Raw genomic sequence first — 20,084 nt, 5'->3', positions numbered from 1 at the left:
CGGCGAGGTTAAGCAAGGTTTTCCAAGGAAAGGGCCTCGATGCAGGTAGGCGCTTTCCTAAAGCGTTCAGGAGGTCGCCGCGTATTCAGAAGAACGCGTCGACCCGGAAATAGATCGGGTGCTCGCGCCGCTCGATGGCGCTGGGCCGCTCCAGCGAGCGGGCGAAGCCGACGCTGGCGGCGAAATAGCGGCCCCGGGCATCCAGTTCGATGGCGTTGCCGCTCATGCGCCCGCTGGCGCCGTCGTTGTAGCGGTCGTGGCGGATCACGCCGACGTCGTAGGCGAAGGCCACGCCGTATTCCTGCAGCCAGGGCCGCAGCGGCGCCCATTCCACCGCGCGCCGCCAGCGCAACTGGTTGCGCCAGTAGCCGCCGCTGTCGCCGGTCAGGGTCTGGTCCTTGAAGCCGCGCACCGAGCTGTTGCCGCCGAGGCTGATGCGCTGCGGGCTGAACAGCACGTCCTCGCTCCTCTGCCCGGTGGCCAGGCTGTCGAAGCTGAAGCGCTCGCCCCATAGCTGGAACGGCTGCAGGTAGCTGAGGGTCAGGCTGTACTTGTCGTAGCGCGCATTCGGATCGCCCGCCTGCGGGTGGCCGCGACCCTGCGCGCCAAGGGCGCCGATGCCCTGCTGCCAGCCGAGGTCGAGGTTGACGAAACCGCTGCCGATCCGCCGGCCATGGTTGAAGCCGAGCTGGGTCTCGGTGATCCGCGTGCTCTGGTCTTCCAGGCGGGTGTCTTCGACATAGTTGTTGGTGCGCTGGTGGCTGAGCCCCAGGCTCATGGCGGTCTTGCTCACACCGTCGCGGTGCAGCACGCGTTCGGCGCGGAACTGGTGGCTGCGGCTGTCGCCATCGAGCTTGAAGGGGAAGCCGCTGGCCTCGTTGCGCGTGCGGTAGTCGCTCTGGCTGTAGCCGTAGGTGAAAGTCCACCAGCCCCAGGGCAGGCTGTAGAACAGGCTCTGGCTGTCGGAATGGCGCCAGCGGTCGGTCACCGCGTCGCGGTTGGCGCGCAGGTTGAGCTGGTCGGCCAGGCCCAGCGGGCTGTCCCAGTCCAGGCCCAGGCCCATCTGCTGCTCGCCGGTGCTGACGTCGCCGTCGTTGTTGCGCGTGGCGGAGACCCGCCAGGGCTTGTCGCGCTCGCCCTTGAGACGCACCCGACTGCCGCCGACCTCGCTGCCGGGCACCAGCTCCAGTTGCGCCTGGCGCGACGGCAGGCGGCTCAACTGGTCGACCAGTTGCTCCAGTTCGCGCAGGTCGAGCAGCTCGCCGGTCCTGCCCGGAAAGCTCATCGCCAGTTCGCGCGGGCTGGCCAGCGCGGAGCTGTCCAGGCCCTCCAGGCGGCCTTCGACGACGATGATACGCAGGGTCCCGGAGGCCAGGTCCTGCTGTGGCAGGTAGGCGCGGGTGGTAACGTAGCCGCGATCCAGGTAATGGTCGGTGACGGCCTTGAGCAGCGCATTGAGCTGGCCGACGCCCAGGCAGCGCCCCTGGTAGGGCGCCAGCAACTGGCGACGCGCGCTTTCGTCGAGGTGCCCGGCGCCTTCCAGCTCGATGCGGCGGATCTCGAAGCAGCGCTCGTCGTCGCCGGAGGCATCCGCAGCGGCGGGCGCTCCCTTGCCGGGCAGTTGCTGGAGTTCCTCCAGGCGCTTGCGCTGTTCGTCCAGCAGGCGCTGCTGGCGGTCGCGGATCAGGTCGCGGTCGCCGGGGGAGGTGAAGGGGGCGGCGCTGGCCATGAGCGGCAGGCACAGGAAGATAAAGGCCAGGCGATGGAGAGCCACGATTTCATTCCTTGAAATACAGAAAGGCGCGATGTTGGCCCAGCGGCTACAGCGGGTAAGCAGGAATATTCCGAAATCCGTCTTCCATGAGTCGGACAATCCGGAATTAAGGCACAAGGCCATCTGGGCGTGCCGAAAAACCTAACACAGACTTTTGGATTAATCCGTTAGATGGCACGCTTTCTCGACGAACTGCAACAAGACCCATCGTTGGCAGGGTACTCATCGCGGCAAAAAAGAAAGGGCCGGCTCCCATGGGAAAGCCGGCCCCGGATACTGCTCGTCGCAGGCGCTGCATCAGCCGCGCTGGTAGACGATTTCCTTGGTGCCGCCGTCGCAGGTGCCGACTACCTTCTTGTCGGTGACGCTGCCCTTGTCGACGATTTCCAGGGTGTAGGCAGGAACGCCGTTGGCCTTGATCTTCGCATCGATCTCGGCTTTCAGTTCCTCACAGGGCTTGGCGGCGAATGCGCTGCCCGCCACGGCAAACAGGCCGACTGCCAACATCAACTTCTTCATGAACACATTCCCTCGTTGCATGGATGAAGACCCGAACGGGTCAGGCTTGCCAAATGCGGCAAGGTTGAGACGAGCGCGCCGCCCATGGAGGCACGCCGCCCTCATAGCCTGTGCATGATCCGGCGAAGCGGAAAGACACGGCGGCCTTTCCAGGGCGCAGGCGATCGTGGACAGGTTTCCAGGGTGCCATCAGCTATTGGCGATACGGAACCCTACTTTCAGGGTCACCTGATAATGGCCGACGGCGCCGTTCTCGATGTGCCCGCGGGTATCCACCACCTCGAACCATTCCAGATGCTGGATGCTCTTCGCCGCTTCGGCGAGGGCGTTGTTGATGGCGTCCTCGATGCTGGTCTTGGACGAGCCGACCAGTTCGATCTTCTTGTAGGTGTGGTGATTGGACATGAACTCTCTCCCCGGACGATGCCTGGTTCTTCGCGCCCGACGGGCGCCTCTGTTCAATGGACACTAGCCGAGCCGGAAAAGTGCAGCAAATCGCCAGCGCTCAGCCTGCCAACTGCTCCCGCAACCATTGCGCCAGGCGCCCGGCACGCGGATCGTGCAGGCGCGCCGGTACCCACAGGGCCAGGCGCGCATCGGTCTCGATGAAGCCCCAGGGCGCCGCCAGGCGGCCCGCGGCGAGATCGTCGCGGACCAGCGCCTCCGGGGCGATGGCCACGCCGAGGCCCGCCACCGCCGCTTCCAGCAGGTAGTAGAGATGCTCGAACCCCTGGCCATAGCGCAGCGCCTCCGCCGCCAGCCCCTGGCTCGCGGCCCAGGCCGGCCAGGCCTGGGGTCGCGAGGCGGTATGCAGCAGCGGCTCCTGCAACAGCCGCGCGGCGGGCGCCTGGGCCAGGCCGGTTTCCTGCGCCAGGCGCGGGCTGACCACCGGGCCCATGCGCTCGGGCGCCAGTTCGAAGACCTGCATGTCCGCCGGCCAGGGCGGCTCGGCGAACCAGAGCATGGCGTCCAGGCCGGGACGACGCGGATCGAACTCGCCCTCGCTGGTGGACAGTTGCAGGCGCAGGTCGGGGAGGGCACGGTTGAGCCGGTCCAGCCGCGGGATGAACCAGCGCGCCAGCAGGCTGCCGGGTACGCCGAGGACGAACGGGGCCTCGGCGGTCTGCCGGCGCAGCTCGGCACAGACGCCACGCAGTCGCTCGAACGCATCGCCGCAGGCGTCACGCAGGCGAACGCCGGAATCGGTGAGTTTTACGCCGCGCCCATCCTTGCCGAACAGGGCCACCCCGAGATCGTCCTCGAGCAACCGCACCTGCCGGCTCACGGCGCCATGGGTAACGTGCAGTTCCTCGGCCGCCAGGCTGATGCTGTGCAACCGGGCAGCGGCTTCGAAAGCGCGCAGGGCATTCAGGGAGGGCAGGTCGCGGCTCATGGCTATTCGTGAGTTTTCCTGACAGGTTGCCGCAATCTTATCGGTTTCTTTTACCCGGCGGGGGGATTAGATTCTGCCCATACGTCATTTCCTGGAGCCCTCCATGACTTCCTATCGCAACGGCCCCGACGCCAAGGGCCTGTTCGGCCGCTTCGGCGGCCAGTACGTCGCCGAGACCCTGATGCCGCTGATCCTCGACCTCGCCCGCGAGTACGAGAAGGCCAAGGACGACCCGGCGTTCCAGGAGGAACTGGCCTACTTCCAGCGCGACTACGTCGGTCGACCGAGCCCGCTGTACTTCGCCGAGCGCCTGACCGAGCACTGCGGCGGGGCGAAGATCTACCTCAAGCGCGAGGAGCTGAACCATACCGGCGCGCACAAGATCAACAACTGCATCGGCCAGATCCTCCTGGCCCGGCGCATGGGCAAGAAACGCATCATCGCCGAGACCGGCGCCGGCATGCACGGCGTGGCCACCGCCACCGTCGCCGCGCGCTTCGGCCTGCAGTGCGTGATCTACATGGGCACCACCGACATCGACCGGCAGCAGGCCAACGTCTTCCGCATGAAGCTGCTGGGCGCCGAGGTGATCCCGGTGACCGCCGGCACCGGTACCCTGAAGGACGCCATGAACGAGGCGCTGCGCGACTGGGTGACCAACGTCGACAGCACCTTCTACCTGATCGGCACGGTCGCCGGCCCGCATCCGTACCCGGCGATGGTCCGCGACTTCCAGGCGGTGATCGGCAAGGAAACCCGCGAGCAACTGGCCGAGAAGGAAGGGCGCCTGCCCGATTCGCTGGTCGCCTGCATCGGCGGCGGCTCCAACGCCATGGGCCTGTTCCACCCGTTCCTCGACGACGCCGGGGTGCAGATCGTCGGCGTGGAAGCCGCCGGCCACGGCATCGACACCGGCAAGCACGCGGCCAGCCTGAACGGCGGGGTTCCCGGCGTGCTGCACGGCAACCGCACCTTCCTGCTGCAGGACGCGGATGGCCAGATCATCGACGCACACTCCATCTCCGCCGGCCTCGACTATCCCGGCATCGGCCCGGAACACGCCTGGCTGCACGACACCGGCCGCGTCGAGTACACCTCGATCACCGACGACGAAGCCCTGGAGGCCTTCCACACCTGCTGCCGCCTCGAAGGCATCATCCCGGCACTGGAAAGCTCCCATGCCCTGGCCGAGGTCTTCAAGCGTGCGCCCAGCCTGCCCAAGGAGCACATCATGGTGGTGAACCTGTCCGGTCGCGGCGACAAGGACATGCAGACCGTCATGCACCACATGCAACAGGAGTCGAAAGCATGAGCCGCCTGCAGACCCGCTTCGCCCAGCTCAAGCAGGAAAACCGCGCCGCCCTGGTGACCTTCGTCACCGCCGGCGACCCGGACTACGCGTCTTCCCTGGAAATCCTCAAAGGCCTGCCGGCGGCCGGAGCCGACGTGATCGAACTGGGCATGCCGTTCACCGATCCGATGGCGGACGGCCCGGCCATCCAGTTGGCCAACATCCGCGCCCTCGACGGCGGCCAGACCCTGGCCAGGACGTTGCAGATGGTCCGCGAATTCCGCAGCGGCGACAGCGAGACGCCCCTGGTGCTGATGGGCTACTTCAACCCGATCCACCACTACGGCGTCGAACGCTTCATCGCCGAGGCGAAGGAGGTGGGAGTGGACGGCCTGATCGTGGTCGACCTGCCGCCGGAGCACAACGAAGACCTCTGCCACCCGGCCCAGGCCGCCGGCCTCGACTTCATCCGCCTGACCACCCCGACCACCGGCGACCAGCGCCTGCCAACGGTGCTAGAAGGCAGTTCCGGGTTCGTCTACTACGTGTCGGTGGCCGGCGTCACCGGCGCCAACGCGGCGACCCTGGAACACGTCGAGGAAGCGGTGGCGCGCCTGCGCCGGCATACCGACCTGCCGATCGGTATCGGCTTCGGCATCCGCAGCGCCGAACACGCCGCCGCGGTCGCGCGGTTGGCCGACGGCGTGGTGGTCGGCTCGGCGCTGATCGACCGGATCGCCAAGGCCCGCGACAATGCCCAGGCGGTCAAGGATGTCCTCGCCCTGTGCGGCGAGCTGGCCGAAGGCGTGCGCAACGCACGCTGACAGACCCTGACAGCGGCATTCGCCAGGCGCAGGCAACCCGCTGCGCCTGGCCTTGCGTTGCACGCTGCCAGAACCGTGAGGAAAAATTCACGGTCACTTTCAGAAACGTCTTATTGTCCGCCGACTCTGCCGAAGCCTTGAATAGCGCCTCACCCAAATAGCCAACGCATTCAAAGAAGGTTCGCATGAGTAAGGTGCTGATCGTCGATGATCATCCCGCTATCCGCCTGGCCGTGCGCTTGCTGTTCGAGCGCGACGGTTTCACCATCGTCGGCGAGGCCGACAACGGTGCCGAAGCCCTGCAGGTAGCCCGCAAGAAGTCTCCCGACCTGGCCATCCTGGACATCGGCATCCCCAAGATCGACGGTCTCGAAGTGATAGCCCGCCTGAAGTCCCTGAAGCTGGACACCAAGGTCCTGGTCCTGACCCGGCAGAATCCGGCGCAGTTCGCCCCGCGATGCCTGCAGGCCGGCGCCATGGGCTTCGTCAGCAAAAGGGAAAACCTCTCCGAGCTGCTGCTCGCCGCCAAGGCCGTGCTGGCCGGCTACATCCACTTCCCCACCGGGGCGTTGCGCAGCATCAACCAGCAGAGCCGCGACAACGAGGCCCGCATGCTGGAAAGCCTTTCCGACCGCGAGATGACCGTGCTGCAGTACCTGGCCAACGGCAATACCAACAAGGCCATCGCCCAGCAGCTGTTCCTCAGCGAGAAAACCGTGAGCACCTACAAGTCACGCATCATGCTGAAACTCAACGCCCATTCCCTGGCCGGCCTGATCGATTTCGCCCGCCGCCACGAGCTGATCTGAGGATCCCATGCGAACGTTCGACCTGACCGCCGCCCTGGGCGACCGCGCCAACCAACCGGAGATCAGCCGCCTGCTCGTCGCGCAGCTGATGACCAGCAACAACGAAGACACCCGCAAGCTGCGGCGCGCCCAGGAGCGCGAGCAGACCCAGGAACTCAACGAGCTGGCGCACCGCCTGGCGGGCATGGCCTCGCTGATCCACGCCCACGCCGTGGAACGCGCCTGCCACCAACTGGAGATCGCCTGCGGCGAAAGCTCCGTGCGCAAGCTCGCCGATGCCGTCGACGACCTGGTGACGGCACTGGGCGAGCTGCAATGCGAACTGCACGACTGGATGACGATGACCGCGCCTCAAGGCACGGCGAAGTCATAGCGTTGCGGGCCTTCGTCCAGGATCGACAGGTCCAGCGGGCGAATGGCTCCCATCCAGATGGCTCGGTCGCGATGGTCGAGCAGATCGTTGCCGGTGACCGGGTGGATGAACACCACCAGGTCCTGCCGATGGATAGCCAGCCAGGGCACCAGCTCGCCGAACACCTCGGGAGCGAACGCCAGCTGGCAGCTCCAGTCCGGATGCGGCCCTACCGGCCGCTCATGGACCCGCCCCATCTTCAGCGGAAAGCGCCGCGCCGCCTCTTCGCAAAGGGCGCGGGCTCGCTCGATGCTCTGCGCATCGAAATAGACGTGAGCATGGAAGCCCTGGATGCGGGGGGTGGAATACTCGTTCATCGTCACCTCTTCAAGCGCCGCCGGCCTGCAACTCGGCCTGTAGCCAGTCGACGAAACCGTCGACCAGCCGCTGGCGCCGCTTGCGCTCCGGCAATACCGCATAGTACCCGTATCGCGACAGGCAGCTCTCGCCAATGGGCCGGCAAAGCAGCCCCTGTTCGAGCAGGCCGTCGACCAGGTGGCGCCAGCCGATGGCCACGCCCTGGCCGGCGATGGCCGCCTGGATCAGCAAGGTGTAGTTGTCGAAGCTGAGCACCGCCGGAATCGGCTGCCGATCGATGGCCAACGCTTCGAACAACGCCGGCCAGTCGAACCAGCGGGCGTGCTGCGCCGGCTTCAGATGCAGCATCGGCAGGCGCGCCAGGTGCGCCTTGGCCAGCGGCAACTGCAATCCCTCGACCAGCCGCGGGCTACAGACCGGGAACACCTCCTCGCGAAACAGCCGGTGCGCTTCGCCGTGCTTGGAACGACCGTCGCCGAACAGGATCGCCACGTCGATATCGCCGCGCTGGCCGGCCAGGCCGCGCTCGCTGGTCACCAGGCTCACGTCCAGATGCGGATGGGCCTGGTGGAAGCGCGGAAGGCGCGGCATCAGCCAGTAGGCGGCGAAGGCGTAGTCGGTGGCCACCTGGAGCACCTCGTGGCGCTGGCGCGCGCCCAGCGCGGCGATGCCGGCATCGATCGTCTCGAGGCCGGCGGCCACGTGGCGGAGCAGGAGCTGGCCGGCGTCGGTGAGCACGATGCCTCGATGGACGCGCTGGAACAGAGGGGTCGCCAGCTCCTTCTCCAGGCGTTTGATCTGCTGGCTGACCGCAGGCTGGGTGGTCCCCAGCTCCTCGGCGGCAGCGGTGAAGCTGAGCTGGCGGGCGGCGGACTCGAATACCCGGAGCAGGTCGAGGGACAGCGGCATGAGGCGTTCTCCCATAAGCCAGGCTTATCCAACGCATCCAGCCCCATGCGGTTTACCAGGGATTTCGATGCACTGATGATCGACGCAGCACTATCGCATAACCCAATCGCATGGGATAAGCCGCCCGATGAAGACCTCGCCGAACATCCTGTTCATCATGGCCGACCAGATGGCCGCGCCGCTGCTGCCGCTTCACGATCCGCGCTCGGTGCTGCGCATGCCTCACCTCTCGCGCCTCGCCGAACGGGCCGTGGTGTTCGACTCGGCGTACTGCAACAGCCCGCTCTGCGCGCCGTCGCGCTTCACCCTGGTCAGCGGTCGCTTGCCTACCCGCATCGGCGCCTGGGACAACGCCGCCGACTTCGCCGCCGATACCCCCACCTACGCCCACTACCTGCGCAACCTCGGCTATCGCACGGCGCTGTCGGGCAAGATGCACTTCTGCGGTCCCGACCAGTTGCACGGCTACGAGGAACGCCTGACCAGCGACATCTATCCGGCGGACTATGGCTGGGCGGTGAACTGGGACGAGCCGGAGGTGCGCCCGAGCTGGTACCACAACATGTCCTCGGTTTTGCAGGCCGGTCCCTGCGTGCGCACCAACCAGCTGGACTTCGACGAGGAGGTGGTGTTCAAGGCCCGCCAGTACCTCTACGACCATGTTCGCCAGCACGCCGGCCAGCCATTCTGCCTGACCGTGTCGATGACCCATCCGCACGACCCCTACAGCATCCCGGCGAGCTACTGGAATCTCTACCGCGACGAGGACATCCCGCTGCCGCGCCAGCGCTTCGCCCAGGAGGAGCAGGACCCTCATTCGCAACGCCTGCTGAAGGTCATCGACCTGTGGGACAAGCCGTTGCCCGAGGAGCGCATCCGCGCCGCCCGGCGTGCCTACTTCGGCGCCTGCAGCTACGTCGACGCGCAGATCGGTGCGCTGCTGGCGACCCTGGAGGAATGCGGGCTGGCCGACGACACCATCGTGGTGTTCTCCGGCGACCATGGCGACATGCTCGGCGAGCGCGGCCTCTGGTACAAGATGCACTGGTTCGAGATGGCCGCGCGCGTGCCGCTGCTGGTCCATGCGCCGGCGCGCTTCGCGCCGCGCCGCATCGGCGCTTCGGTATCCACCGTGGACCTGCTGCCGACCCTGGTGGAGCTGGCCGGCGGCCAGGTCGATCCACGCCTGCCGCTGGAAGGCCGCTCGCTGCTGCCGCACCTGCGCGACGGCAGCGGGCATGACGAGGTGATCGGCGAATACACCGCCGAGGGCACCCTCAGCCCGCTGATGATGATCCGCCGCGGCGACTACAAGTTCATCTACTCCGAGCAGGACCCCTGCCTGCTCTACGACCTGCGCAACGATCCGCAGGAACGCGAGAACCTCGCCGCCAGTCCGGCCCACCGCGGAACGTTCGAGGCGTTCCTCGACGAGGCCCGGCGACGCTGGGACATCCCCGCGATCACCCGCGCCGTACTCGACAGCCAGCGCCGCCGACGCCTGGTGGCCGCCGCGCTGGCGCGAGGACGGCTGGCCAGCTGGGACCACCAGCCGTGGGTCGATGCCAGCCAGCAGTACATGCGCAACCATATCGACCTGGACGATCTCGAGCGCCGCGCGCGCTTCCCGCAACCCTGAGCACGAGGGCACCTCCATGAACCGGCTTCCCACCTGCCTGCTGGCCGCAACCCTGTTCCTGGGCAGCGCCTCGCTATACGCCGAAGACCCCGCCTGTGCCCGCGTCAGGCTGGCCGATCCAGGCTGGAGCGATATCGCGGTGACCAACGCCACCGCCGCGTTTCTCCTGGAAAGCCTCGGCTACCAGGTGAAGATCGATACCCTGTCGGTGCCGATCATCTATGGCGGCCTGCGCGACGGCCAGGTGGACGCCTTCCTCGGCGGCTGGATGCCCGCGCACCAGGACTATCACGACAAGTTCGTCGCCAGCGGCCAGGTCGAACGCCTCGGTCGCAACCTCGACGGCACCCGCTTCACCCTGGCGGTGCCGCGCTACGTCTGGGACGCCGGCGTACACCGCTTCGAGGACCTCGCCGCGCAAGGGCAACGCTTCAACCGCAAGCTGTACGGGATCGGCTCCGGCGCGCCGGCCAATCAGTCGATCCAGAAGATGATCGACGCCAACCAGTTCGGCCTCGGCGACTGGAAGCTGGTGGAGTCCAGCGAGCAGGCGATGCTCGCCGAACTCGGCCGGGCCGAGAAGCGCCAGCGCTGGCTGGTGTTCCTCGGCTGGACGCCGCACCCGATGAACATCCGCCATGACCTGCGCTACCTGGAAGGCGGCGAGCAGTACTTCGGCGACCGCGGCCAGGTCTACACCCTGGCACGCAAGGGCTACGCCGCGCAGTGCCCGAACCCGGCGCGGCTGCTGGCCAACCTGCGCTTCGACCTGGACATGGAGAACCGCCTGATGAGCGACGCGCTGGAAGGCACGGCGACTCCGGCCTCGGCGACCCGCGCCTGGCTCAAGGCCAACCCGCGGGTGCTCGAGGCCTGGCTGCAAGGGGTGACCAGCCGCGACGGCGGCGACGCCCTGGCCGCGGTTCGCGGCCAGCCATAGCGCCATGTGGACGCGCTTGCTGCCGTTCCTCGCCTGGCTACCGGGGCTGCACCGGGGCATGCTCGGGCGCGAGGCTTGGGTCGGCCTGAATGGCGCAATCCTGGCACTGCCGCAATCGATGGCCTATGCGCTGATCGCCGGCCTGCCAGCGGAGTACGGCCTGTACGCGGCGATGCTGCCAGTGGCGATCGCCTGCCTGTGGGGCTCGTCGCGCCACCTGGTGAGCGGTCCCACCGCGGCGATCTCGGTGCTGCTGTTCAGTTCGGTGGCCCCGCTGGCGCCGCTGGGCAGCCCGCAATACGTCCAGGCCGTGCTGCTGCTGACCTTTCTCGCCGGCGCCTTCCAGTGGCTGCTCGGCGTCCTGCGCGTCGGGTCGCTGGTCAATTTCGTCTCGCATTCGGTGATGCTCGGCTTCACCCTTGGCGCGGCGCTGCTGATCGTCCTCGGCCAACTGCCCTATCTTCTCGGCCTGGCCGCGAGCGGGGAGGGCGCAGCGCCGGGAAACGGCTGGCGGCTGCTGGCGCGGTTCGCCGAGTTCGATGGCCCATCGCTGCTGGTGGGCGGCTTCAGCTTCGCGCTCAGCCTGCTGGTCAGGCGCCTGCGACCGCGCTGGCCGGCCCTGCTGCTTGGCTTGCTGGGCGGTGCCACGCTGGTCTGGGCGCTACCCGGGACCTTCGCCTCGGTAGCCCATGTGCAGGCCTTATCGAGCGCACTGCCGGGCTGGAATCCGCTGGTCTTCGATTCCCGATCGATCCTCGACCTGCTACCTGCGGCGGTGGCCTGCGGCATGCTCGGGCTGGTCACCAGCCTATCGATCGCCCGCGCCCTGGCCGCGCGCCAGGGAGACGCGTTCGATGCCAACCAGGAGGTCCGCGCCCAGGGCCTGTCGAACCTGCTCGGGCCTTGGCTGTCGGCGAGCCTGTCGGCGGGCTCCTTCACCCGCTCCGGGCTGAATCTGGAAGCCGGTGCGCGCTCCCCGCTGGCGGGTGCGTTTTCGGCGCTCTGGGTGGCACTGCTGGCCGTGCTCGGTGCGCGCCTGATCGAGCATGTGCCGTTGCCGGCGATGGCCGCAGGCATCCTGCTGATCGCCTGGGGCCTGATCGACCGCCCAGCGCTCCGCGCGCTCTACCGCAGCGGCCGCGCCGAATGCCTGGTGGCCGGCCTAACCGCCCTGGCCACGCTGCTGTTGCCGCTGCAGAACGCCATCTACGCGGGAGTGCTGGCGTCGCTGGTCTTCTACCTGCGGCGCACCTCGACACCACGCGTACTGCGCCAGCACAACGACGAGGAAGAAGTGCTGCGCATCGAAGGCTCGATCTTCTTCGGCGCCTGCGACTACCTGCAACGCCTCATGCGCCAATGCGACAGGCCACGGCTGGTGCTGGACGCCCGCCAGGTGAACTTCATCGACTTCGCCGGCGCAGTGCTGTTGCAGCAGGAAGCCCGCCGCCTGCACGCCGAGGGCCGCCGCCTGGTATTGCGCCACGCCCGCCCGCAGGTCCGCGAAGCGCTGGGCCGGCAGGCCGACGAAGGCTGCCGCCTGCACTACGAAGGCTGACGCTCAGGGCGCCGCCGGCGATGTCGGTGCGCTGTCGCCGGGCAGCAGTTGCGGCGATTCCCGCTGCAGCTTGTCGCGCATCATCTCCAACTGTCCAAGGGCGGCGCGAGCCTCGTCGATTTCCTCGGCGCTGCGCTCGCCACCCTGTTCGGCCGCCTCGATCCGCGCGCGGATTTCCGGTATCTGCTGTACGCCGCTGGTGTAGGCCTGTACCAGTTCGCGGGTCTGTCGTTCCTCGAAGGCCTGGTACTGCTTCGGATCGGCCAGCTCCTGAGCCGTCGCGCCCTGGCGTGGTTGCAGGCCGCCGAGCGGCGGGCTGCGCGGGTCGCCCTCGTCGCGCAGCATCTGCATGAACTGGATCGCCTGCTCGCGATCCAGTTCCGCCGCCGGCGGCTCCGCCTCGTACGCCGGTGCCACCGCTTGCGATCGTACCGGCGCCAGCGGCGGCGGACGGTCGTCGACCGCAGGCAGCGCCGCAACCGTCCTGGCTGGCGGCGGAGAAGACGAGGAAGCGGCCATATCGGCGGGCGCCAGCAACACGCCGGCGCAGGCCAGGGCGATCGCCAGCCCGCTGCAGCCGAGGGCAACGCCGAGCCAGCGCTTCACAGGCCTTCCACCCTGGCGCCGGCCAGCAGGTTGCGCAGGCGCGTCTCGAACTGTGCTGCCAGTTGCTCGCGCGCCACCGCCTGGTTCACCTCGAAGCGCACGCTGCGGTCGCCGAGGGGCAACTGGCGATCCTCGCGGCTACGCACCCGGACGATCTCGAACGCGCCGTCGATGCGCATCGGCTGGGAAACCGTATCGGCCTTCTGGATCAGCGCAGTCTTGCGCAGCAGGTCGAGCCGGCCGTCCTGGGGCCGTATCAGGCCTAGGTCGCCGGGCGGGTCGCGGTCCCTGTCGTCGGCCAGGGAATAGCGGCGTACCGCCTCGTCGAAGGCCAGGCCGTTGCGCAACTCGGCGTAGACCTTGTCCGCGCTCGCCTGGTCGGCCAGGCGGATATGCGCCGCCTGCACCTGCGCGACGTTGCGGTAACGCTCCAGGTTGCGCCGATAGTAGGCCTCGGCGTCCTTGTCGCTGACCTTGCCGGCGAGTTCCCGCAGCGCCTCGGACTCATGGTGGAAATCACTGTAGAGGCCGATCTGGTGCAGATAGCGATGGCGCACCAGCTTGTCCCGCACCAGGGTCCTCACACCCTGCCGCTCTGCCGGGCCGAAGCCGTCCCGGGCCAGGCGGTACCAGAGGTAGTCGCGGCGGATGCGGGTCTGGACCTGGCGCGCCAGGTAGGCGAGGTTGCCCTGTTGCAATTCCACCTGGCCCTGGACGTTGTCGCCTTCGTACAGTGATAGCAGGTCGAGGACCTGTGCCGGCTGGCCGGGAAACTGCCAGCCGATCAGCTCGACCCCGGCCGCCTCGCGGCGCTGCGTCTCATCCAGCAGCAGGCTGTTTTCCACCAGGCCGCGGCTCCTCGGCGCCAGCACCTCGCGCAAACGCTCCGCGCTCAGGGCCCGGGGCTGGCGCAGGTATGGCCCGAGGTCCTCGCGGTAGCGCCTGCCGTATACCTGTTCGAGCAGGTTGCCGGCCTCGATCTCCACGCTGGCGTCGAGATCGGCGCGGCTCTGCGCGGTGAGCTGGTCTTCCACCGCGCGTGCCAGCAGGCGGTTTTCCACCAGGCCACGGCGCAACTGCTGCGGGTCGGTGTTGAACTTGACCCGCGACAAGGCCTGCTCGAGCAGGTCGACGCTTTTCCCCGGCAGCACCTCGCCGTCGATCCGCAGATCCTGCGGCGCCTTGGCGGGGACGCCATGGGCGCTCCACGCCAGCAGCCCGAGGGCGACCCCGCACAGTGCGCGACGCCAGCCCCGAGCGCGGTCAGAGAGCAGTCTGTGCATCGAAGCTGTTGGCGCCCTTGGTCAGTACGGTGACGGTCAGGGCGATGGACTCGGGAATCAGCTCCTTCGCCACCCGCAGGCGCGTCTCGTAGCTGGTGTCGTAGAGCGGCTCGGGACGCGCGTAGGCGACCTGGCCGGTCTGGGTGAGCAGGTCGCGGATGCTCTTGCTCGGATCGTAGCGCCCCACCAGGTTGGCCACCGCCGCCGGGTCGTTGAGCTTCTCGCTGGCGTAGTGGTCGTCGACCCAGCCTTCCCAGCTGGAATGGCCGTTGGCCGAGGTGATCCACACATGGTGCGGCTGGGCCACGTCGCCGGTGGCGTGCAGGGCATAGCCGATGGTTTGCAGCGAAGGCGCGGCGCGGAACTGCTCGAACCAGTAGGTGGCGAGGTTGTCGATCGGCTGGAAGGCGGCGGTCTGGAAGTCGCCGTAGTGCTCCTGCCAGTCCGAGCGGGTGCCCTGGCGGTAGTGCGCCTCGGTGGTGTCGAAGTCCTCGCGCTTCAGCTCGCGGTTGTAGAGATAGACCATGGCGTACCAGTCGACGTCGGCGATGCCGCCGTCGACCTTGTGGTAGCGGTAGTCGTAGCCGCCGTGGGGGTTGCCATGGGAATCGCCGTCGCGGGCCAGGTTGAGGAAGTGCCAGTACGAGGTGTAGTTGACGATGCCCGAAGCCGCGCCCCACAGCGGCGCGTGTTCGTAGCCGACCCACCAGCCACCGAGACGGGTGTCCTTGAAGTCGTCCACGTCGAAGGCCGCCTGGCCGAGGATCTCCCCGGCCTGCGCCTCGCTGCCGGCGGCGCTCACGTAGAACCGGTAGGCCTGACGCATCTCCTCGGTGGCGTAGGAGGAGTTCATGAAGGCCAGGGCGTCCTTGACGATGTTCTTGTGGGTCGGTTGCGACCAGGCGTTGGCCTGGCTGGCGATGGCGCAGATGCAGAGACCGGCGGCCAGGCGGGCGAAGGTTTTCATCGGCAGCGCTCGAGAGTGAGTGAAGCCTGAAGTCTTAACCCGGTTTTGTGATTCCTACATGTCAGATGGAAACCGATTTGAGACGTACGTCTCAAATGCTGCCTGACAACTCAGACAGTTGCCAATTGCCGGCGCAGCGTCTCCAACACCGGCGCCGAGGCAGGACGCACGCCACGCCAGAGGAAGAATGCCTCGGCGGCCTGCTCCACCAGCATGCCCAGGCCATCCAGGGTACGCGCCGCACCGCGTTCGGCGGCCCAGCGGTTGAAGGCGGTCGGTTCCTTGGCATACATCATGTCGTAGCAGACGGTACGGCCGGGCTCGATCACGCTCTGCGCCAGCGGCGGCACGTCGCCGGCAAGACTGGCCGAGGTGCCGTTGACGACCAGGTCGAAAGGCCCTTCGACCTCGGCGAAACCGCAGCCGCGCACCGCGCCGAGATCGGCGAATCGCTCGGCCAGGTCCACGGCCTTCCGCGCCGTGCGGTTGGCGATCAGCAACTCCGCCGGGCACTCGCCGAGGAAGGGTTCGAGCACCCCGCGCACCGCACCGCCGGCGCCGAGCAGGAGAACCCGCTTGCCGCGCAGCTCGACCCCGGCGTTCGCCGTCAGGTCCCGCAGCAAGCCCGCGCCGTCGGTGTTGTCGCCGCGCAGGCGACCGTCGGCCAGGCGGATCAGGGTGTTCACCGCCCCGGCCCGGGTGGCCCGCTCGCTCAATTCGTCCACCAGACGATAGGCCTCTTCCTTGAACGGCACGGTGACATTGGCGCCCTTGCCCTGCTCGAAGAAGCGCCGGGCGAACCCGGGGAAATCGTCCAGCGGCGCCAGCTGCGCGTCATAGACCAGCGCCTCGCCGGTCTGCTCGGCGAACAGGCGGTGGATCAGCGGCGACTTGCTGTGGCCGATGGGGTTGCCGAATACGCAATAGCGGTCCATGGGTCGTTCCTTTGCCGGGGTGGGACGGGACGAGCGGACTCGTCCCCTGCGGGCTGGTCAGGGCTGGCCGGCGAGCCAATCGCGGTCGGCGAGGAAATACTCGGTCAGGCGCGCTTCCTCGCTGCCCGGCTCGGGTTTCCAGTCATAGCCCCAGCGCACCTGCGGCGGCAACGACATCAGGATCGATTCGGTACGGCCGCCGGACTGCAGGCCGAACAGGGTGCCACGATCGAAGACCAGGTTGAACTCCACGTAGCGACCGCGACGATAGGCCTGGAACTCTCGCTGCCGTTCATCGAACGGCGTGTGCTTGCGGCGCTGGACGATCGGCAGGTAGGCGTCGATATAGGCATCGCCGATGGCGCGGATGAAGGCGAAGCAGGTGTCGAAGTCCCACTGGTTGAGGTCGTCGAAGAACAGGCCGCCGATGCCGCGCGGCTCGTTGCGGTGCTTGAGATGGAAGTAGCGGTCGCACCATTCCTTGTAGCGCGGGTAGACGTCCGCGCCGAACGGCGCGCAGGCGTCGCGAGCGACCCGGTGCCAATGCACGCAGTCTTCCTCGTGGGCGTAGTAAGGGGTCAGGTCGAAGCCGCCGCCGAACCACCAGACCGGCTCCTCGCCTTCCTTCTCGGCGCAGAAGAAACGCACGTTGGCATGGGAAGTCGGCACGTGGGGGTTTTCCGGATGGATCACCAGCGACACACCGAGCGCCTGGAAACCGCGCCCGGCCAGTTCCGGCCGATGGGCGCTGGCCGAGGGCGGCAGGCTATCGCCGAAGACGTGGGAAAAATTCACTCCGCCCTTCTCGATCAATGCGCCGTCGCCGATTACCCGCGTCCGTCCGCCGCCACCGGCCGGACGCTCCCAGGCGTCCTCGGCGAAGCGGGCCTTGCCGTCCTCCGCCTCGAGGGCGGCGCAGATGCGGTCTTGCAGGTCGAGCAGGTAGGTTTTGACAGCGGCGATACGGTCGGTCACGGAGTTCACCTTGGAGCGGGGAGGCCGCGCGGGGCGCGGGCTGGCGACGAAACGAGGGCGCAAGCATACCACCCTGGATGGGTAGCCGGCGCTTGACGGCCGTCAAGGGGAAGGCTTGGATGAAGGCCTTTACCCAGGGTCGCCCACCCGGCGCGACCGTCCGAAACCCTGACGAAGCAGGAGTTCCAGCATGGCCAAGCGCATCCAGTTCGCTGCCTACGGCGGCCCCGAAGTCCTCGAATACCGCGACTACCAACCCGCCGAGCCGGGCCCCCGGGAAGTCCGCGTGCGCAATCGCGCCATTGGCCTGAACTTCATCGACACCTATTACCGCAGCGGCCTCTATCCGGCCCCCGGCTTACCCTCGGGACTGGGTAGCGAAGGTGCCGGCGAGGTCGAGGCGGTGGGCAGCGAAGTGACCCGTTTCAAGGTCGGCGACCGCGTCGCCTACGCCACCGGCCCGCTGGGCGCCTACAGCGAACTGCATGTGCTGGCGGAGGAGAAGCTAGTCCACCTGCCCGACGGCATCGACTTCGAACAGGCCGCCGCGGTGATGCTCAAGGGGCTCACCACCCAATACCTGCTGCGCCAGACCTACGAACTGCGGGGCGGCGAAACCATTCTCTTCCATGCCGCCGCGGGCGGCGTGGGCCTGTTCGCCTGCCAATGGGCCAAGGCCCTTGGAGTGCAACTGATCGGCACCGTCAGCTCGCCGGAAAAGGCGCGCCTGGCCAGGCAGCACGGTGCCTGGGAGACCATCGACTACAGCCACGAGAACGTGGCGCGGCGGGTGCTCGAACTGACCGACGGGAAGAAGTGCCCGGTGGTCTACGACTCGGTGGGCAAGGATACCTGGGAAACCTCGCTGGACTGCGTGGCGCCGCGCGGCTTGCTGGTCAGCTTCGGCAACGCCTCGGGGCCGGTGACCGGGGTCAACCTCGGCATCCTTTCGCAGAAGGGTTCGCTGTACGTGACCCGGCCGACCCTGGGCAGCTACGCCAATACCCCGGAAAAACTCCAGGCGATGGCCGACGAGCTGTTCGGCCTGATCGAGCGCGGCGACATCCGCATCGAGATCAACCAGCGCTTCGCCCTGGCCGAAGCAGCCAGGGCGCATACCGAACTGGCCGCACGGCGAACCACGGGCTCGACCGTACTGTTGCCCTGAAGCGCGTACTCAGGCCGGGCGGATGACCTGTCCGGTCACCAGGTCGCGGATCAGGCTGGGGTTGCGGCGCCCGCCAAGGGCGCCGCCGAGGATAGCGTCCAGCTCGTCGTGGAAGTATTGCTCCACCCGCAGCCGCGTGCGCGCCGCCGGGCGCCCGGCCGGATTGGCCGAGGTGGAGATCAGCGGACCGGTGAGATGGCACAGTTCCTGTACCAGGGGATGGTCGGTGACCCGCACGGCGACGCTGTCGTGGACGCCGGTGACCCACTCCGGCAGGCGCTCCTGGTGCGGCACCAGCCAGGTGTTCGGCCCCGGCCAGGTACCGGCCAGGCGGTCCAGCCAGACGTCCGGCAGGTCTTCGAGAAGGAAGTCGAGCTGGTGGATGTTCGCCGCCACCACGATCAGCCCCTTTTCCACCGGCCGCGCCTTCAGCGCCAGCAGGCGATACACCGCATCCTCGTTCCACGGGTCGCAGCCGAGCCCCCATACCGCCTCGGTGGGATAGGCGATCACGCCGCCCTCGCGGACGACCCGGGCGGCGCATTGCGCACGAAAGCTGCTGATCATCGACTCACTCCAGCGGACAGGGTGCGCGAAGTGTACGGTTTCAGCCGGAGCGATGCACCCAGGTGCCGGCCTCGCAGGCGACCCGGCCGTCGAGTTCCAGTTCGCTGAGCGTCGCCAGCACGTCGGGCAGCGTCATGCCGCTGGCGGCGGCCAGGCCTTCGCTGGTGTAGGGCGCGGCGCGCAGCAGCGCCAGCAAAGGGTGGGGCAGGGGCTGCACCGGCGCTTCCGCTGGCTCCGCCTGCGCCCAGCCGCGCAGTGCTTCGAGCACGTGCCCGACGCTTTCCACCAGCAGCGCGCCATCGCGAATCAGCTGGTGGCAGCCACGTGCGCCGGGATGGTGGATGGAGCCCGGGATGGCGTACACCTCGCGACCCTGTTCCGCCGCCAGCCGCGCGGTGATCAGCGAGCCGCTGGCGGGACTTGCCTCGACCACCAGCACACCCAGCGAGAGTCCGCTGATGATGCGGTTGCGCCGGGGAAAGTTTGCCGGCAGCGGCGGGCTGTCCAGCGGCAGTTCCGAAACCAGCGCGCCGCCACCCTCGACGATGCGCCGCGCCAGCGCCTCGTGGCGGCGCGGATAGAGCCTGCGCAGGCCGGTGCCGAGGACTGCCACGGTCGCGCCGCCAACCTCCAGCGCGCCCTCGTGGGCGGCGCCATCGATTCCCAGGGCCAGCCCGCTGGTGATGGCGAAGCCGCCCTGCGCCAGGCTGCGCGCAAAGCTCCGGGCGGTGCCCAGCCCGGCGGGGCTGGCGCGGCGGCTGCCGACCATCGCCAGTTGCGGCCGTTCCAGAGTCTCCGGAGCGCCTTCGACGTACAGCAGCGGCGGGGCATCGGCGACTTCGGCGAGCAGTGCCGGGTATCCCGGGTCATCCCACATCAGCAGGTGCCTGCGCGGACCTTCCAGCCAGCGCAGGGCTTCACCCGCCGCTTCCCGCACCGCCGGGCTGCGCCGCGCGGCAGCGGCCTCGGCAGGCACTCCCAGGGTGCGCCAGGCGCCGGCTGGCGCGGCAAGCGCGGAAGAGGCCGAACCGAAGGCCTCGATCAAGCGCAGGAAGCGCATGGGTCCCAGTTCGGGCAGGCCATGCAGACGCAGCCGTGCTTCCAGTTCGGCTGGAGAATGGTTCTTCATTGCGATTCATCCATAGCAGGCAGGTCCATCGCTGACAGGAAGAAGGGAAGGGTCCGGCTTCCATCCTG

The 20,084-nt window shown here is 68.0% G+C and carries 21 protein-coding genes; 8 read left to right on the top strand and 13 right to left on the bottom strand.

Translation table 11 applies throughout. The annotated features are described in order from the left end of the window. Positions 1-85: 85 nt before the first annotated feature. The 4 genes from tpsB2 to trpI all read right to left on the bottom strand — a co-directional run bounded on the left by tpsB2 (position 86) and on the right by trpI (position 3,686). A complete protein-coding gene (gene tpsB2 / locus VQ067_RS00365; RefSeq protein WP_014603455.1) occupies positions 86-1,774 on the bottom strand; it encodes a two-partner secretion system transporter TpsB2 in 1,689 nt (562 codons plus the stop codon). A 297-nt stretch (positions 1,775-2,071) separates the two neighbouring features. After that, a complete protein-coding gene (locus VQ067_RS00360) occupies positions 2,072-2,299 on the bottom strand; it encodes a DUF1161 domain-containing protein (protein WP_003097347.1) in 228 nt (75 codons plus the stop codon). A 183-nt stretch (positions 2,300-2,482) separates the two neighbouring features. After that, positions 2,483-2,698: a dodecin gene (locus VQ067_RS00355; protein WP_003097345.1), complete on the bottom strand. Its 216-nt coding sequence runs from the start codon at positions 2,696-2,698 to the stop codon at positions 2,483-2,485. A 100-nt stretch (positions 2,699-2,798) separates the two neighbouring features. Next, the gene (gene trpI / locus VQ067_RS00350; protein ID WP_003111191.1) at positions 2,799-3,686 is read right to left on the bottom strand and encodes a trpBA operon transcriptional activator TrpI; all 888 of its coding nucleotides are present in this window, start codon (positions 3,684-3,686) and stop codon (positions 2,799-2,801) included. 103 nt (positions 3,687-3,789) lie between these two features. Between trpI and trpB the strand changes: the two genes are divergently transcribed. The 4 genes from trpB (at position 3,790) to VQ067_RS00330 (ending at position 6,983) form a co-directional block, all read left to right on the top strand. Continuing rightward, positions 3,790-4,998, top strand: coding sequence for a tryptophan synthase subunit beta (gene trpB, locus VQ067_RS00345; protein ID WP_003097340.1), 1,209 nt, complete (start codon positions 3,790-3,792; stop codon positions 4,996-4,998). After that, a complete protein-coding gene (gene trpA / locus VQ067_RS00340; protein ID WP_003097337.1) occupies positions 4,995-5,801 on the top strand; it encodes a tryptophan synthase subunit alpha in 807 nt (268 codons plus the stop codon). The genes trpB and trpA overlap by 4 nt, the downstream gene beginning before the upstream one ends. 185 nt (positions 5,802-5,986) lie before the next feature. After that, positions 5,987-6,610, top strand: a complete 624-nt coding sequence (locus tag VQ067_RS00335) for a response regulator transcription factor (protein ID WP_003111192.1) — start codon at positions 5,987-5,989, stop codon at positions 6,608-6,610. 7 nt (positions 6,611-6,617) lie between these two features. Beyond that, positions 6,618-6,983, top strand: coding sequence for an Hpt domain-containing protein (locus tag VQ067_RS00330; RefSeq protein ID WP_003097330.1), 366 nt, complete (start codon positions 6,618-6,620; stop codon positions 6,981-6,983). Here VQ067_RS00330 and VQ067_RS00325 read toward each other — a convergent pair. After that, the gene (locus VQ067_RS00325; RefSeq protein ID WP_003114635.1) at positions 6,962-7,339 is read right to left on the bottom strand and encodes a DOPA 4,5-dioxygenase family protein; all 378 of its coding nucleotides are present in this window, start codon (positions 7,337-7,339) and stop codon (positions 6,962-6,964) included. The genes VQ067_RS00330 and VQ067_RS00325 overlap by 22 nt on opposite strands. Positions 7,340-7,349: 10 nt before the next feature. Further along, positions 7,350-8,264, bottom strand: coding sequence for a choline sulfate utilization transcriptional regulator (locus tag VQ067_RS00320; protein WP_003122286.1), 915 nt, complete (start codon positions 8,262-8,264; stop codon positions 7,350-7,352). 112 nt (positions 8,265-8,376) lie between these two features. On the opposite strand from VQ067_RS00320, the gene betC reads away from it, so the two are divergent. Genes betC through VQ067_RS00305 form a run of 3 tightly spaced genes read left to right on the top strand, consistent with a single transcriptional unit; the run spans position 8,377 to position 12,386 of the window. Then, a complete protein-coding gene (gene betC, locus VQ067_RS00315; RefSeq protein WP_003097323.1) occupies positions 8,377-9,888 on the top strand; it encodes a choline-sulfatase in 1,512 nt (503 codons plus the stop codon). A 16-nt stretch (positions 9,889-9,904) separates the two neighbouring features. Continuing rightward, positions 9,905-10,828 (top strand): choline ABC transporter substrate-binding protein, encoded by a 924-nt coding sequence (locus tag VQ067_RS00310; protein ID WP_003115797.1) that lies wholly within the window; start codon positions 9,905-9,907, stop codon positions 10,826-10,828. Positions 10,829-10,832: 4 nt separating this feature from the next. Further along, positions 10,833-12,386 carry a SulP family inorganic anion transporter gene (locus tag VQ067_RS00305; protein ID WP_010793607.1) on the top strand — a complete coding sequence of 518 codons (1,554 nt, stop codon included), beginning with the start codon at positions 10,833-10,835 and terminating at the stop codon, positions 12,384-12,386. A gap of 3 nt (positions 12,387-12,389) precedes the next feature. Here VQ067_RS00305 and VQ067_RS00300 read toward each other — a convergent pair whose 3' ends face one another. The 5 genes from VQ067_RS00300 to hemF all read right to left on the bottom strand — a co-directional run bounded on the left by VQ067_RS00300 (position 12,390) and on the right by hemF (position 17,152). Continuing rightward, a complete protein-coding gene (locus VQ067_RS00300; protein ID WP_003131389.1) occupies positions 12,390-12,992 on the bottom strand; it encodes a hypothetical protein in 603 nt (200 codons plus the stop codon). Beyond that, entirely contained in the window at positions 12,989-14,275 is a 1,287-nt protein-coding gene (locus tag VQ067_RS00295) for a peptidylprolyl isomerase (protein ID WP_033991580.1), read from the bottom strand. The genes VQ067_RS00300 and VQ067_RS00295 overlap by 4 nt, the downstream gene beginning before the upstream one ends. Then, positions 14,256-15,242: a phospholipase gene (locus VQ067_RS00290; RefSeq protein WP_003097316.1), complete on the bottom strand. Its 987-nt coding sequence runs from the start codon at positions 15,240-15,242 to the stop codon at positions 14,256-14,258. The genes VQ067_RS00295 and VQ067_RS00290 overlap by 20 nt, the downstream gene beginning before the upstream one ends. Positions 15,243-15,352: 110 nt before the next feature. After that, the gene (gene aroE / locus VQ067_RS00285; protein WP_003097314.1) at positions 15,353-16,177 is read right to left on the bottom strand and encodes a shikimate dehydrogenase; all 825 of its coding nucleotides are present in this window, start codon (positions 16,175-16,177) and stop codon (positions 15,353-15,355) included. 57 nt (positions 16,178-16,234) lie between these two features. Further along, positions 16,235-17,152, bottom strand: coding sequence for an oxygen-dependent coproporphyrinogen oxidase (gene hemF, locus VQ067_RS00280; RefSeq protein WP_003097311.1), 918 nt, complete (start codon positions 17,150-17,152; stop codon positions 16,235-16,237). 190 nt (positions 17,153-17,342) lie between these two features. On the opposite strand from hemF, the gene VQ067_RS00275 reads away from it, so the two are divergent. Then, positions 17,343-18,320 carry a quinone oxidoreductase family protein gene (locus tag VQ067_RS00275; RefSeq protein ID WP_033991581.1) on the top strand — a complete coding sequence of 326 codons (978 nt, stop codon included), beginning with the start codon at positions 17,343-17,345 and terminating at the stop codon, positions 18,318-18,320. A 9-nt stretch (positions 18,321-18,329) separates the two neighbouring features. On the opposite strand, the gene VQ067_RS00270 is transcribed toward VQ067_RS00275, so the two are convergent. Together VQ067_RS00270 and dprA are read right to left on the bottom strand one after the other, a co-directional pair. Beyond that, the gene (locus tag VQ067_RS00270; protein WP_003097300.1) at positions 18,330-18,887 is read right to left on the bottom strand and encodes an L-threonylcarbamoyladenylate synthase; all 558 of its coding nucleotides are present in this window, start codon (positions 18,885-18,887) and stop codon (positions 18,330-18,332) included. A 40-nt stretch (positions 18,888-18,927) separates the two neighbouring features. Beyond that, the gene (dprA, locus tag VQ067_RS00265; protein WP_015502109.1) at positions 18,928-20,016 is read right to left on the bottom strand and encodes a DNA-processing protein DprA; all 1,089 of its coding nucleotides are present in this window, start codon (positions 20,014-20,016) and stop codon (positions 18,928-18,930) included. Positions 20,017-20,084 lie beyond the last annotated feature (68 nt).

It is taken from the genome of Pseudomonas sp. KBN12P06040, from assembly GCF_037574965.1.
GTDB classification, from domain to species: domain Bacteria; phylum Pseudomonadota; class Gammaproteobacteria; order Pseudomonadales; family Pseudomonadaceae; genus Pseudomonas; species Pseudomonas aeruginosa.
This window is presented reverse-complemented; position numbering and strand designations above follow the sequence as displayed.